Source organism: Streptomyces sp. NPDC057939 (genome assembly GCF_042887545.1).
GTDB lineage: Bacteria > Actinomycetota > Actinomycetes > Streptomycetales > Streptomycetaceae > Streptomyces.
This window is the reverse complement of the sequence record NZ_JBHVPG010000029.1, coordinates 24,546-38,035: the sequence shown is the minus strand read 5'-3', so window position 1 is coordinate 38,035 and position 13,490 is coordinate 24,546. Positions and strand designations below refer to the sequence as shown.

Below are 13,490 nucleotides of genomic sequence, written 5' to 3'. Positions count from 1 at the left end.
CCTCGTCCGTTGTCAGGCGGACTTGCGGCTGTCCCGCGGATGCACGGCAATGTTCATGGCGCCGGAACGCAGGACGGCCAGCCTCTCGGCCAGCACCTCCTCCAGCTCCTCGCGGGTGCGTCGCTCCATGAGCATGTCCCAGTGCGTTCGCGCAGGCTTGCCCTTCTTCTCTTCGGGCCCGTCCCCGTCCACCAGGAGTGCCATGGCGCCGCACGCCTTGCACTCCCACTCCGGCGGAATTTCTGCCTCAACCGAGAACGGCATCTCAAATCGATGTCCGTTCTGGCATGCGTACTCCACCGCCTGGCGCGGGGCCAGATCGATGCCGCGGTCCGTCTCGTAGCTGGTAACCACGAGCCGCGTACCGCGGAGAGCTCGCTCACTCATGAATCGTGCCTCCCGGGCTTGTCGCCCACAGGACAGGTGTCGCTGTCGTCGTCATCCGGTCAACGTCCGGTCGGCGGTATAGATTCCCGCTCCGGGTCGTGCGTCGCCCGTCGTGCCGCCCCTTGTTGTACCCACCACTGCCCGTTTTGTCACATCTGGCAGCAGATGTCACCCAACGTCCACACTTCTTGAGCGCGCAGTAACGGTCCGGCTGGCAGGCCAAAGGCGTACACTACCGGCCCTTCGCTTCAACGTCGAAATTCGTTCCGAATTCGTATCCGCGTCCAGGTCGGATCCGTCCCTCAGACCCGCTCGGGAACAGGATTCCCCGCCGCCTCCACCGCGCGCCGCACCGGCACCCTCGCGAGGAGCACGAAACCCAGTGCGAAGAACACCACCAACGAGATGATCGCGTCCCGGTAGCTGCCCGTGACCTGGAAGGTGAGCCCGAAGACGAGCGGTCCGATCCAGCTCAGCCCCCGGTCGCTCATCTCGTACGCGGAGAAGTACTCGGCCTCCTTGCCCGCCGGCACCAGGTGCGAGAACAAGGAGCGCGACAGGGCCTGGCTGCCGCCGAGCACCAGTCCGATCATCGCGGCCAGCGCGAAGAACCACACCGGTGTCCGGGCCGGCAGGAAGTACCCGGCCGCCAGGGTGAGCGTCCACGCGACGAGCGAACCGAGGATCGTCCGCTTGGCCCCGTGGGTCCGGGCGAGCCGCCCCATGCCCAGCGCCCCCGCCACGGCCAGCACCTGGACCAGCAGCACCGCCACGATCAACGTGGACTGCTCCAGCTCCAGCTCCTCCGAGCCGTAGACCGAAGCCTGCGAGATGACGGTCTGGACCCCGTCGTTGTAGACCAGGTAGGCCAACAGGAACGACAGCGTCAGCGGATAGCGCCGCATGTCCTTCAGCGTCGCGACGAGCTGCCGCCAGCCGCTCACCGCGGGAGCGCCGGCGCCCTCCTTGACCACGGCCCGGTCGCGCAGCCTGCGCAGCGGGACGATCGCGAACGCGCCCCACCACACGCCCGCCGAGGCCAGGCAGATCCGGACCGCCTCGCCCTCGGAGAGCCCGAAGGAATCGTGCCCCTGGAACAGCACCAGGTTCAGGAGGAGTACGAAGGCGCCCGAGGTGTAGCCGAAGGCCCAGCCCCGCGAGGAGACGGTGTCCCGCTCCTCCGGCGTGGCGATCTGGGGCAGGAAGGCGTTGTAGAGCACCATCGAGACCGCCAACGAGGCGTTCGCGACGATCAGCAGCAGACCGCCCAGCAGATAGCGGTCACCGTCCAGGAAGAACATGCCGGCCGTCGCCGCCGCACCCGTGTACGCGGCCACCGCCAGCAGCGGCTTCTTGCGTCCGCTGCGGTCCGCCGCGGCGCCCACCAGCGGCATGATCAGTACGGCCAGGATCACCGACGCCGACACCGAGTAGGCGAAGAAGGACCCGGCCCGCACCGGTACGCCCAACGGATGGACGTAGCCCTCGGCGTCCGCGGCGGCCTTCGCCACCGCGGTCAGGTACGGCCCGAGGAACACCGTCAGCACGCTCGTCGAGTACACCGAGCAGGCGAAGTCGTACACGTACCAGCCGTGCTGCTCCCGCTTGCGCGCGGCGGCGGCCGCGCCGTCCCCCGCGCCGGGTTCCGTTCTGCTGTCCGTCCGCTCGCTCATGCGCGCCCCCTCGCTGGTCCCCGTACCGCCCGGCCCGCCGCCCCGGGCACGGCGGTCCGGGGCACGTCAGGCCCAGGCGCCGCGCCGGTCGAGGACCGTGCGCAGGATGTCGATCCGGTCGGTCATGATGCCATCGACACCCAGGTCGAGCAGCGCTTCCATACGTTCCGGTTCGTTCACGGTCCACACGTGCACCTGGAGCCCCCGCTCGTGCGCCGTGCGCACGAACCGCCGGTCGACCACCCGGATCCCCGCCTGGACCTCCGGAACCTGCGCCGCCACCGCCCCGACCCGCAGGGCCGCCGGGATGGCGTACGAGCGCAGCCTCAGCCCCACCACCCCGCGCACCCCGTACGAGGTCGCCAGTCGCGGGCCGGCGACCTTCTGCGCCCGGGCCACCCGGCTCTCCGAGAACGACCCCACGCACACCCGGTCCCAGACCCCGGCGCGGGCGATCAGGTTGACCAGCGGGTGCAGCGCCGACTCGGCCTTCAGGTCGATGTTCCAGCGGGCGTCCGGGAACTCCTCCAGCAGCTCCTCGAACAGCGGCAGCGGCTCGCTCCCCGCCACCCGGACCTCCCGCAGCCGCTTCCAGGGCAGCTCGGCGATCCTGCCGCTCCCGTCCGTCACCCGGTCCAGGGTCGCGTCGTGGAAGGCGACGAGCTTCCCGTCGGCCGTGGCGTGCACGTCGGTCTCGAAGTAGCGGTACCCGGCGGCGGACGCCCTGCGGAAGGCGGTGGCGGTGTTCTCCAGCCCGTCGGCGGCCCCGCCCCGATGGGCGAAGGGAATCGGAGCCGGGTGGTCCAGATACGGGTGGCGAAGGCGTACGTGAGTCACGGCCGCAGTATGCCTCCTGGACCCCCCGGGCCGGCAGCAGCCGCATGGCCGCACGGTGAACGCACGCCCCCACCTGGCCCGAATGGACCGCCCCGTGACACCCTGGGCCCGCGCAACCAATCCAATACCGGCCCCGAACCCCGCCCGACGGGGCCAATTCGACAAAGGTGGACCCGACGCCATGGCTCAGTGGACCTCAGCGGTCGGTGCCGCGCAGCTCGCCCGGCTCATCGGCTCGCAACAGGAGCGCCCCGGCGCACCGGGCACCCGCAAGGCGCCCGCGTACCGCACCCTGGCCGACGGCATCCGCCTGCTCGTCCTCGAAGGCCGCGTACCCGTCGCCGCCCGGCTCCCCGCCGAACGGGAACTCGCCGTCGCCCTGTCCCTCAGCCGGACCACCGTCGCCGCCGCCTACGAGGCCCTGCGCGGGGAGGGCTTCCTGGAATCCCGCCGCGGCGCGGGCAGCTGGACCTCCGTACCGGCGGGCAACCCGCTGCCCGCCCGCGGCCTGGAACCCCTGCCGCCCGAATCCCTCGGCTCGATGATCGACCTCGGCTGCGCCGCGCTCCCGGCCCCCGAGCCCTGGCTCACCAAGGCCGTCCAGGGCGCCCTGGAGGAACTGCCGCCGTACGCGCACACCCACGGGGACTACCCGGCCGGGCTGCCCGCGCTGCGCCGGATGCTCGCCGACCGCTACACCGAACGCGGCATCCCGACCATGCCCGAACAGATCATGGTCACCACCGGGGCCATGGGCGCCATCGACGCCATCTGCAGCCTCTTCGCGGGCCGGGGCGAGCGGATCGCGGTCGAGTCCCCGTCCTACGCCAACATCCTCCAGCTCATGCGCGCCGCCGGGGTCCGCCTCGTGCCCGTCGCCATGGCCGAAGGACTGACGGGCTGGGACATGGACGTGTGGCGGCAGGTCCTGAGGGACTCCGCGCCGCGCCTGGCCTACGTCGTCGCCGACTTCCACAACCCGACCGGGGCGTTGGCCTCCGACGACCAGCGGCGCGCGATGGTCGAGGCCGCCCGCTCCGCGGGGACCGTCCTGATCGCCGACGAGACCATGGCCGAGCTGCGCCTGGACCCCGAGCAGGAGATGCCGCGTCCGGTGTGTTCCTTCGACCCGGCCGGCAGCACCGTGGTCACCGTCGGCTCCGCCAGCAAGGCCTTCTGGGCGGGCATGCGGATCGGCTGGGTCCGCGCCGCGCCCGACGTCATCCGCAGCCTCGTCGCGGCCCGGGCCTACGCCGACCTCGGCACCCCGGTGCTGGAACAGCTCGCGGTGAACTGGCTGATGCGGACCGGGGGCTGGGAGGAGGCCGTCGGCATCCGCCGGGAGCAGGCCCGGGGCAACCGGGACGCGTTGGTCGCCGCCGTACGCCGGGAACTGCCCGACTGGGAGTTCGAGGTGCCCCGGGGCGGGCTGACCCTGTGGGCCAGGGCGGGCGGCCTCTCCGGGTCGCGGCTCGCCGAGGTCGGGGAGCGGGTCGGCGTCCGGGTGCCCTCGGGGCCACGGTTCGGCGTCGACGGGGCCTTCGAGGGCTACGTCCGACTGCCGTTCACCGTGGGCGGCCCGGTGGCCGACGAGGCCGCCGCGCGGCTGGCGGCGGCCGCCCGCCTGGTCGGTACCGGGGCGGGCGGAGGCGGTGCGGAACCGCCCCGTACGTTCGTGGCCTGAGCCGGGTCCTCACGGCGCGTCGGCCGGGACCTCCGGGATCTCGGAGGCGTCGATCGACGGGCCCTGCGCCTGCGCGGGCGGCTGCGGCTGGAGCTGCCGGGACAGGGTGACGTGCTCCTCGCGGGTTCCCTCCGGGAGGGCCTCCTGCCGGTCCGACGCCCCCTCGGAGCCCGCACCCCGACGTTCCGGCAGCAGCTCCAGCACCGCCTGCCGCTGGGCCGGGTGGGCGGCGTCGTCGTACGGATCCGGCGTCGCGGGGACCTGGAGGCGGTGCACCGGCCCGACGCCCAGCCGGGCGTAACCGCGCCCCGGCGGGACCTGCGCGGTGGGGGTGGTGTGCGGCGGCAGCCCCAGGACGTCGGTGATCTGCTGCACGGTCGCCGGCCCGAGGACGACCCGGGCCCGGGTGTGCTGCCAGACGGCGTCGTTCAGGAGCTCCAGGTGCTCGAACTGCTCGGCCACCACCACCGTGATGTGCGCGGCGCGACCGTGCCGCAGCGGCACCTGGAGCTGGGCCAGCGGATCGGGCCGCCCGTCGGCGGCGGCGAGGTGCGCGAGGACGCTGGGCCGGTCCAGCAGCACCCACAGCGGCCGCCGGGTGTCCTCCGGGGCGGGGCGGCCCGCCTCGCGGGCCCGGTGCGTGGCGATCAGACGCCGCTCGGTCTCCTGCGCCGCCCACTCCAGGGTGGCCAGGGCGCCGGTCGGACCGCACTCGACGGCGAGGACACCCTCCCGGCCGGTCAGACAGGTGTACTCGCCGCTGCCGCCGCCCTCCACGACGAGGACGTCCCCGTCGTGGCGCAGCGCCTGCAGGGCGATCGAGCGCAGGAGGCTCGACGTGCCGCTGCCGGGCGTGCCGACGGCCAGCAGGTGGGGTTCGGTGGAACGGGGGCCCGTCCGCCACAGCACCGGCGGCACGTCGCGGGGCTCGTCGCCCTCCACGACGGGCAGCGTGCGCTGCACCGCGCCGGCGTCGGTGAAGCCGAGGACCGTCTCGCCGGGCGAGGTCACGAACGGCTGGGCGACGATGCCCGTCGTCAGCGCCGTCAGCACGCTCAGGCAGAGCTGGTTGCCCTCCTCGTCCCAATCGAAGAGGTACTCCCGGCCGCGCCCGGACTTGGCGTGCAGCAGCGCCTCGATCCGGGCCCGCGAGGCGGCCTCGCCGTCGGTGAAGTAGGCGGGGTAGCGGATGCGGAGCCGGGTGAGGCGGCCGGCTCCGTCGAACTCGTAGCCGCTGAAGGCCTCGTCCCAGTTCCCGCCGTGGGAGAACAGCGGGCTCGGGTCCTCGGCAATGGAGAAGTACGGCACGAGGGCTTCGTAGAGGGAGCCGAGGCGTTCGCCCTCGGCGTCGCTGGGACCCGTCCTCACGGGGGTGCGGTCGCGCCCGTGCCAGGCCGCCGCCGCCATGAGGGTGATCAGGGCGAGGAGCGGTCCGTAGGGGACGAGGCCGACCGCGAGGGCGCAGGCCGCCCCCAGGAACAGCGCGGGACCGCGCTTGTCCTTGGGGGTGTCGGCCCACTTGCGCCGCCCGGTGGAGGCCAGGACGCGCAGCCCTCGTCCGATGACGAGGAGCGGATGGAGGACGTCCGTGGCGTTGTCGGCGGCCGAGCGAGCCAGGTCGCGGCCCCGCGCCAGCGACGGGGCGCCGCTGCTGAGGATTCGGGGGAGTGGGCGCCGTGCCACGGTCGTCTCCTGGATTCGTGGATCGTAAGGACGATGCTGTCGGGGATCCGAGCCCTGCCGGGCCATGGGGCTGTCGCCGAACTCCCGTCTGCCCCGCGGTGCCCGGCACGCACTCCCGCCGCACCGGGCGAAAGCGCGAGTACGTCCGGTGCACCGGCTTCCGCCCGGCACGCCGGGAGCACGCACCGGACACCGCGGGGCCGCCCTCCGGGCGACGACGCGATTTCGACGACGGCCCCTAGAGCTTGATCCCGCCGAGAAGGCTCGCGAGGCTCGCCGTACTCGCCGTGATGCTCGGCGCGATGGCGGAACCCGCGAGGAAGAAGCCGAAGAGCGCGCAGACGAACGCGTGCGTCAGCTTCATCCCGTCCTTCTTGAAGAAGAGGAAGCAGATGATGCCGAGCAGGACGACACCTGAGATGGACAGGACCATTGCAGTTCTCCTGGTGGGTGGGGACGGTCACCATCAGTTCTTCCAGGCTCACAGCAAGTATCAATGCGACAAAAGGTGCATACGAGTGAATCCCGACGTTTTTCACTTGACCGGCCCCTCCCGGCTGGCGCGTCCGCCCCGCAGGGTGTCGGCCGGGATCCTTGCCTTGAGACGCCCCCACCATGTCCCGGAACGGGCGCTACCCTGGCGATTCACCCGTACGGACGCAGTGCCGTGCATCCCCCTGCCCCGCGGCCTGGGGAAACTCTTGCCAGCAAGCAGCGAGTGAAAGGCGGTACGACCGATGAGCGAGCACCAGGACGCTCCCGACGAGGACGTCATCGAACTGGCCACCAAGATCTTCGACCTCGCCCGTCAGGGTGAGACCGAGAGCCTGGCCGCCTACCTCGACGCGGGCGTGCCCGCGAACCTCACCAACGACCGCGGCGACACCCTCGTCATGCTCGCCGCGTACCACGGGCACGCCGAGGCCGTCACGGCCCTCCTGGACCGCGGCGCCGAAGCCGACCGCGCCAACGACCGCGGCCAGACACCGCTCGCCGGCGCCGTCTTCAAGGGCGAGGAGGCCGTCATCCGCGCGCTGCTCGCCGGCGGGGCCGACCCGAACGCCGGAACGCCCTCCGCCGTGGACACGGCCCGCATGTTCGCCAAGGCCGACCTGCTGGAACTCTTCGGAGCCAAGTAATCCACTTTTTCCGGGGCGCAGCCCCGGCCAGGACCGGCCCGCGACCTCACGGGTTGGTCACGGCGGCCTTAAATGTGGTCGCGGCACACAAACCGCCTGGGTCATCATGGCGTCGGATTCGATTCGCGGACATGACGGACGGGCAGGAGCGGGCTGGACACGAAGGGTGTCGATACCCACCCCTGCCGCCACCGGACGCCACGGTCGCGGACACCGACGAGAGTGAGAAGGCAATGGTCTACATCGAGCGGAACATGACGGCGAACGTCCTCACATGCTGTTACGCGGCCCTGTGAATCCCGATTCCCGGTTGCGTCCCCAGCTTGATTTGAGGCCATTCCCATGTTCGAACCAGTCATAGCGCCGAGCGGCACGCTGCTCGGGCTCCTCCAGCGGGGCCGCGGCGACGGCACGCTGCACGCCCTCGCGGCGCCCCGGCCCGAGGCCCTCGCGGCCCTCGACCAGTGCGTGCTCCGCGACCCGCGCCAGGACTGGCAGGTCGAGAACCGCTCGCTGTACTACGCCCGCCTGTACCTGGACCTCGACGGCCCCCTCGGCGCCATCGAGACCCACCTCTTCGGCGCCGAGGACCTCCTCGACGAGGAGGACCACCGGACCGGCCTCGCGCTGTCCGTCCTCGGCCACCTGGCCTCCTACGGACGCGACGACGCGCTCATGCTGCTGCGCCGGTACGCCGCCACCGGCGCGAACTGGGCGTGGGCCCTCGACGAACTCGCCCTGCGCGACGACGACGAAGGCCTGCGCTCGCTCGCCGCACCCGTACTGGCCCGGTTCCCCGCCGACCCCGAGGGCGAGGCGCGGCTCGCCGCCGCCGTGCGCGACGCCTACGAGCCCCGCCCGTGGTGTCTGTGGGAGGAGTTGCCCCCGTACGGGGAGCGCCTGCGCGCCGCCCGGCAGCAGGGCTCCTTCGACCGGTGGCAGCGCCAGATGACGCCCAGCGGCCCCCGACCCGGCTGGGGGGTCCAGGCCGTCTTCGACTGGGCCGCCGACGGGTTGCGCCGCGGCACCCCGCTGCACGTGCCCGCCGCCCGCTGCCTCGCCGCCGTGGCCGCGCCCGAGGACCGCTCCGCCATCCTCGCGGCCGCGGCCGGAGCCTCCGGCGAGGCCGCCCGCGCCACCGCCCTGCACCACCTGGTCCTCGCCGAACCGGAGAACCCGGCCGTCCTGGACCTCATCGAAGCCGCCGGGGACGAGCCCGCCGTCGCCGCCTACGAGCGCATGTGCGGGCCCGCGGCCCTCGACCGGGCCCGCCTGTGGGTCCACCGCCCCGACGCCCTCGGAGCGGCCGCCGCGGCCCTCCTCGCGGCCCGTGGCGGCCCCGGGGACGCCGCACTCGTCCTCGGAGCCCTGCGCTCCACCGTCCGGGGCTCCGGCCCGGACACGGTCCGCCTCTTCGCCCTCGTGGACGGCGCGGGCCGACTCTCCATCGGCTGCGCCGCCCCCGTGCTGCGCCACATCTACCGCGAGACGGCCTCCTCGCACCTGCGCGGCCGCGCCGCCCGGGCGCTGGCCAGCACGGACCCGACGTTCGCGGCGGGCTTCGCCGTCGAATGCCTCTGGGACTGCGAGGAGACCACCCGCGAGGTGGCGGCCCGCCACGCGGAGACCGCCGACGCCCGCGTCACCCCGCGCCTGCGCCGCCTGGCGACGGACCCGGCGGAGGAGGAGGACGTCCAGTCGGCGGTCCGTAGCCGCATCACACCGGAATCGGCGATGTAGCAGGGCCCCTGCGGGGGCGGGTCCGCGGTCTCGGCCGGCAGGTGCGGCCGGTGGGGGGCCCGGGCCCCGGTCGGGGGGCCTAGGCCCCCACGAACCGCACCCGTGTGCCCGGGCGGGCCTGGGCGGCGGCGTTCAGGGGAGGGCCCTCCGGGACCACCCCGACCACCGGATAGCCGCCGGTCACCGGATGGTCGGCCAGGAACAGCACCGGGAGGCCGTCCGGCGGGACCTGGACCGCCCCGAGGACCATTCCCTCGCTCGACAGCTCGCCCGCCCGGCGGCGGGCCAGCGGGGGGCCGGCCTCCGTGCGCAGGCCGATCCGGTTCGATGCCGCCGACACCCGGTAGGTCGCGGTCAGCAGCGCCCGCAGGGAGGCCACCGTGAACCAGTCGGCCCTCGGGCCCAGCCTCACCGGCAGGACGAGCTCGGCCGGCGGACCCGGCACCCGCAGGGCGTCCGCCCCGTGGACCGGATCCGGGCCCGGGGTGCCCACCGGGAGCTCCGCGCCGGCCGTCAGGACGGCCGGGCCCAGCCCGGAGAGCAGGTCCGTCGAGCGACTGCCCAGCACCGGCGGGACGCGGAACCCTCCCCGCACCGCGACGTAGCCGCGCACTCCCGACTCCGCCCGGCCCACGTCCAGCTCCGCCCCCGCACGCAGCCGGACCGGCGCACCCCAGGCCGCCGGGCGCCCGCAGACCCGTACCGCGCAGGGCGCGCCCGTCACCGCCACCGTCACCGGTGCCAGGGCGCGCAGGGCGACGCCGTCCAGGGTGGTCTCCAGGACCGCCGCGTCCGGCGGGTTGCCCAGCAGCCGGTTGGCCAGGTCGCGGGCCCCGGAATCGAGCGCGCCGGACCGGGGCACCCCGAGGTGGGCGTACCCGGGCCGGCCGAGGTCCTGGACGGTGGTCAGCGCCCCCGGGCGCAGCACCAGCAGCCCGCTCATGCGCCGACCTCCGTGAACCGGACCCGTACCCCGGGTGCGAACAGGGCCGCCGGTTCCCGTGCGGGGTCCCAGAGCACCGCGTCGGTGGAGCCGATCAGCTGCCAGCCGCCGGGGGAGGAGCGGGGGTAGACGCCCGCGTACTCGCCGGCCAGCGCGAGCGAGCCCGCCGGGACGGCCGTACGGGGCGTGGCGCGCCGGGGCGGGCGCAGGTGCGGGGGCAGCCCGGTCAGATAGCCGAAGCCGGGGGCGAACCCGCAGAAGGCCACCCGGAAGACGATGCCGCCGACCAGCCCGGGGACCTCGTCCGGCGACACCCCCCACCCGGCGGCCACCTCCGTCAGGTCCGGGCCGTCGTACCGGACGGGGACGGTGACCAGCGGCCCGTCGGTCCCCGCGAGCGGCGGGACCCGCCAGCGGGCGATCCGCCCGGCCAGCCGCACGGGGTCGCGCACCCCGTCGAGCAGCACGGTCCGGGCGGCGGGCACCACGTCCCGTACGCCCTCCAGCTCGCCCGCGTCCCGGCGGCGCAGCACCTCGGCGTGCAGCGCGGCCACGTCCGCCGCCGACTCCACCTCGATCAGCAGGGCGGAGTTCCCGACCGGCAGCACGTCGATCCTCATGCGAAGGCCTCCACCGCGACCCCGGCGCCGGCCAGGGCCTCGCGCACCCGGCGGGCCAGGTCGGCGGCGCCCGGGGTGTCGCCGTGCAGGCACAGCGAGCGGGCCGCCACCGCGACCGGGGTCCCGTCGGCGGCCGTCACCGCGCCCTCGGCGGCCATCCGGACGGCCCGGGCCACCACCGCGTCCGGGTCGTGGAGCACCGCGCCCGGCTCGCCGCGCGGGAGCAGGGTGCCGAGGGGCGTGTACGCCCGGTCGGCGAAGGCCTCCGCGACGGCGTCCAGACCGGCGTCGCGGGCGGCGGCCAGCAGCAGCGAGCCCGGCAGGCCCAGGACGGGCAGGCCCGCGGCTCCGGCCGCGAGGCGGACCCCCGCGACGACGGCGCCCGCCTGGCCCGCGTCGTGGACGGTGCGGTTGTACAGCGCGCCGTGGGGTTTCACGTACGACACCCGGGAACCGGCGGCCCGCGCGAACACCTCCAGGGCCCCGATCTGGTACGCCACCTCGTCCGCCAGTTCGCCCGGCGGCACGTCCATCGACCGGCGCCCGAAGCCGGCCAGGTCGCGGTAGGAGACCTGCGCGCCGATCCGCACGCCCCGCTCGGCGGCCAGTTCGCACACCCGGCGCATGATCGACGGATCGCCGGCGTGGAAGCCGCAGGCCACGTTCGCGCTCGTCACCACGGACAACAGGGCCTCGTCGTCGGTCAGCGTCCACCTCCCGAAGCCCTCGCCGAGGTCGGCGTTGAGGTCGATCGCGGCCGCTGAGGGTGTGATCATGGAAGCCATGCCGCGAGCGTAGAACAGCGCACCCCCGACCCTCCACGGCGCCGGGGACGATCCGGCCGAACCATGCCGTTTGGGATGTTGTCCGTGTCACCGCCTAGTCTTTCCGTCGTGACTCTCCCCGCCCCGGCGAAGACCCTTCCGTCCCCGGCGCCGGGCCCGGCCGCCGACGAGGGCCTGGCCCGGCGGCTGCGCGCCCTCGCCTGCACCGCCCCGCTCCACGACCTCGACGTCCGCAAGGCCAATCTGGCGGGCGAGTACGGGGTCTACGCGATGGCGGAGGTCGCGCTGTCCGCGATCGACCTGGTCACGCTGAACATGGACTTCGACACGGGCGCGGACGCCGAGCAGATAGTGGCCAGGCTGCTGCCGCGGGTCGCGGCCCAGGCGCCGTCCCGCCCGGCGGCCGAGCACGAGCGGGTCGCCCGCTGGGTGCTGGAGAACCTGATCAACGTCGGCAGTGTGGACCGCGGGTTCCGCGCGATCTACGGCACCTTCGGACCCGACGGCGTCTACGTCCGCCGCGACTACGACTTCAAGCTGATCGAGGAGGTGCCCGGCTACGGCGGCGCGGTGTACCTGCGCACCACGGACGAGGCGGTCAACGTCCTGGTCGGAGCACTCGACACCGATGTCACCAGCGCGCAGATCGCCGCCGAGGTCAAGCTGGAGGTGCTGATCAGCCGCGGCCGGCTCGCCGACGCCCAGCTCGCCGCCGAGCAGGCCCGCTACCGGACCGTCCAGTACGCGGAGACCCTGCGCCGCACGCTCGACGCGACGCGGCGCAACGTCCGGGCCGTCGACTGGCTCCAGGCCGTTCCCGACATGATCGCCGAGGCCCTCGACCACGTGGCCGACCGCTACCGCCACGAGAACGCGATCCTCACCAACATCCGCAAGGCCCGCGACGAGGCCGAGGACCCCGACAACAAGCGGCGCGCCGCCGAGCTGGTCGACATCGTCAAGGACTGCATCCGCCGCCACACCCAGCTCCAGTCCCGACTCCTGGACGCCGGCCCGCTGTTCCGCGCCGAGCAGGACCGGCAGGCCTTCGCGGCACCCGCGCCGCGCTCCGGGATCGACCTGTACGGCCAGCTGGTGGCCCCCCTGCTGCCCCTGCCGCTCGAACAGGCCGTCCGCGTCACCGACGCCTTCTTCGCGGCGGGCACCGGTCTGCGCACGCCCGTCTCCGTCCGCGTCGCCGACCTCGTCGAGATCCTGCTGACCCCGCCCCAGGAGCGGGAGCACCTCGGCGTGGAGATGCCGGAGCCCGACCTCATCGCCACCCCGGACGACAGCCGCTTCAGCGAGGAGCAGCTCGCCGCCGCGACCCGGCTCCTGGACCTGCCCCACGACGCCCCGCGCCGCCTGTCCGGACTCCTGGCCGAGGCCCGCCGCAGCGACCCGGACCTGCCGTACCTGGTCGCCCTGCTGGCCGTCCACGCGGCGAGTCCCGCGGTGGGGACGGCGTACCGGCAGGGCGAGGAGCGACTGCTGTTCGCCGTGGACGACGGGACCGTCCTCGACGACCCGGAGTTCGGCGGCGCCGACCTCATCGTCGGCACCGCCCTCCTGGACGCCGCCGGAATGGCCGCGGACCGCTCGGAGGCGGCATGACCCCCACCCCGACCGACCGGACCCCCCGCGCCGCCGACCCGGCCTCCGGGTCCGACCGGGACACGGCGCACGGGCCGCAGGCGATGCACGGGCCCCACGCGGCGCGTGTCGTGCATGGGCTTCACGTGGTGCGCCGGCTTCACGCGTCGCACGGGCGGCACGCGGCACACGTCGCGCACGCGCCTCACACGGCGTACGCGCCTCACGTGCCCCCCGCCGCGCCGCGGCGGCCGGCGGTGGCCGCCCGGTCCCGGTCGGGCCCGTCGCACGGGGGCCGGACCGCACCGGCCGCACCGGTTCGGAACGCCGCCACGGCCGCACCGTTGCGGCCCGCCGTCCCGGAGCCCCGTACGGGCCGGACGACCGGGCACGCAGCCACCGCACG

12 protein-coding genes are annotated in these 13,490 nt (G+C 74.2%); 4 read left to right on the top strand and 8 right to left on the bottom strand.

Annotation, left to right across the window (positions count from 1 at the left end; translation table 11 throughout):
* Positions 1 to 12: 12 nt before the first annotated feature.
* The 3 genes from ACFVS6_RS27140 to ACFVS6_RS27130 form a co-directional block, all read right to left on the bottom strand.
* Entirely contained in the window at positions 13 to 387 is a 375-nt protein-coding gene (locus ACFVS6_RS27140) for an RNA polymerase-binding protein RbpA (protein ID WP_007262928.1), read from the bottom strand.
* A 302-nt stretch (positions 388 to 689) separates the two neighbouring features.
* Complete coding sequence (locus tag ACFVS6_RS27135) at positions 690 to 2,060, bottom strand: MFS transporter (RefSeq protein ID WP_389707764.1); 1,371 nt, start codon at positions 2,058 to 2,060, stop codon at positions 690 to 692.
* Positions 2,061 to 2,126: 66 nt separating this feature from the next.
* Positions 2,127 to 2,897: a glycerophosphodiester phosphodiesterase gene (locus ACFVS6_RS27130; RefSeq protein ID WP_389707762.1), complete on the bottom strand. Its 771-nt coding sequence runs from the start codon at positions 2,895 to 2,897 to the stop codon at positions 2,127 to 2,129.
* 181 nt (positions 2,898 to 3,078) lie between these two features.
* Between ACFVS6_RS27130 and ACFVS6_RS27125 the strand changes: the two genes are divergently transcribed.
* The gene (locus ACFVS6_RS27125) at positions 3,079 to 4,581 is read left to right on the top strand and encodes a PLP-dependent aminotransferase family protein (RefSeq protein ID WP_389707760.1); all 1,503 of its coding nucleotides are present in this window, start codon (positions 3,079 to 3,081) and stop codon (positions 4,579 to 4,581) included.
* 9 nt (positions 4,582 to 4,590) lie between these two features.
* On the opposite strand, the gene ACFVS6_RS27120 is transcribed toward ACFVS6_RS27125, so the two are convergent.
* Together ACFVS6_RS27120 and ACFVS6_RS27115 are read right to left on the bottom strand one after the other, a co-directional pair.
* Entirely contained in the window at positions 4,591 to 6,264 is a 1,674-nt protein-coding gene (locus ACFVS6_RS27120) for a hypothetical protein (protein WP_389707758.1), read from the bottom strand.
* 238 nt (positions 6,265 to 6,502) lie between these two features.
* Positions 6,503 to 6,697 (bottom strand): hypothetical protein, encoded by a 195-nt coding sequence (locus tag ACFVS6_RS27115; protein WP_007262923.1) that lies wholly within the window; start codon positions 6,695 to 6,697, stop codon positions 6,503 to 6,505.
* 304 nt (positions 6,698 to 7,001) lie between these two features.
* Between ACFVS6_RS27115 and ACFVS6_RS27110 the strand changes: the two genes are divergently transcribed.
* Entirely contained in the window at positions 7,002 to 7,403 is a 402-nt protein-coding gene (locus ACFVS6_RS27110; protein ID WP_281205205.1) for an ankyrin repeat domain-containing protein, read from the top strand.
* Positions 7,404 to 7,745: 342 nt separating this feature from the next.
* Complete coding sequence (locus tag ACFVS6_RS27105) at positions 7,746 to 9,143, top strand: HEAT repeat domain-containing protein (protein ID WP_389707756.1); 1,398 nt, start codon at positions 7,746 to 7,748, stop codon at positions 9,141 to 9,143.
* A gap of 79 nt (positions 9,144 to 9,222) precedes the next feature.
* On the opposite strand, the gene ACFVS6_RS27100 is transcribed toward ACFVS6_RS27105, so the two are convergent.
* The 3 genes from ACFVS6_RS27100 to ACFVS6_RS27090 are packed head-to-tail and all read right to left on the bottom strand — an operon-like array spanning position 9,223 to position 11,482.
* Positions 9,223 to 10,086: a biotin-dependent carboxyltransferase family protein gene (locus ACFVS6_RS27100; protein ID WP_389707754.1), complete on the bottom strand. Its 864-nt coding sequence runs from the start codon at positions 10,084 to 10,086 to the stop codon at positions 9,223 to 9,225.
* Positions 10,083 to 10,706, bottom strand: a complete 624-nt coding sequence (locus ACFVS6_RS27095; protein WP_389707752.1) for an allophanate hydrolase subunit 1 — start codon at positions 10,704 to 10,706, stop codon at positions 10,083 to 10,085. Before ACFVS6_RS27095 ends, ACFVS6_RS27100 begins: the two co-directional genes overlap by 4 nt.
* Positions 10,703 to 11,482, bottom strand: coding sequence for a LamB/YcsF family protein (locus tag ACFVS6_RS27090; RefSeq protein WP_389707846.1), 780 nt, complete (start codon positions 11,480 to 11,482; stop codon positions 10,703 to 10,705). Before ACFVS6_RS27090 ends, ACFVS6_RS27095 begins: the two co-directional genes overlap by 4 nt.
* Before the next feature lie 72 nt (positions 11,483 to 11,554).
* On the opposite strand from ACFVS6_RS27090, the gene ACFVS6_RS27085 reads away from it, so the two are divergent.
* Positions 11,555 to 13,105, top strand: coding sequence for a hypothetical protein (locus ACFVS6_RS27085; RefSeq protein WP_389707750.1), 1,551 nt, complete (start codon positions 11,555 to 11,557; stop codon positions 13,103 to 13,105).
* Positions 13,106 to 13,490: the final 385 nt, after the last annotated feature.

Coding starts and splice junctions, on each gene's coding strand:
- ACFVS6_RS27140 (WP_007262928.1), bottom strand. CDS start 387: ATGAGTGAGCGAGCTCTCCGCGGTACGCGGCTCGTGGTTACCAGCTAC.
- ACFVS6_RS27135 (WP_389707764.1), bottom strand. CDS start 2,060: ATGAGCGAGCGGACGGACAGCAGAACGGAACCCGGCGCGGGGGACGGC.
- ACFVS6_RS27125 (WP_389707760.1), top strand. CDS start 3,079: ATGGCTCAGTGGACCTCAGCGGTCGGTGCCGCGCAGCTCGCCCGGCTC.
- ACFVS6_RS27115 (WP_007262923.1), bottom strand. CDS start 6,697: ATGGTCCTGTCCATCTCAGGTGTCGTCCTGCTCGGCATCATCTGCTTC.
- ACFVS6_RS27110 (WP_281205205.1), top strand. CDS start 7,002: ATGAGCGAGCACCAGGACGCTCCCGACGAGGACGTCATCGAACTGGCC.
- ACFVS6_RS27105 (WP_389707756.1), top strand. CDS start 7,746: ATGTTCGAACCAGTCATAGCGCCGAGCGGCACGCTGCTCGGGCTCCTC.
- ACFVS6_RS27100 (WP_389707754.1), bottom strand. CDS start 10,086: ATGAGCGGGCTGCTGGTGCTGCGCCCGGGGGCGCTGACCACCGTCCAG.
- ACFVS6_RS27095 (WP_389707752.1), bottom strand. CDS start 10,706: ATGAGGATCGACGTGCTGCCGGTCGGGAACTCCGCCCTGCTGATCGAG.
- ACFVS6_RS27090 (WP_389707846.1), bottom strand. CDS start 11,482: ATGATCACACCCTCAGCGGCCGCGATCGACCTCAACGCCGACCTCGGC.
- ACFVS6_RS27085 (WP_389707750.1), top strand. CDS start 11,555: ATGCCGTTTGGGATGTTGTCCGTGTCACCGCCTAGTCTTTCCGTCGTG.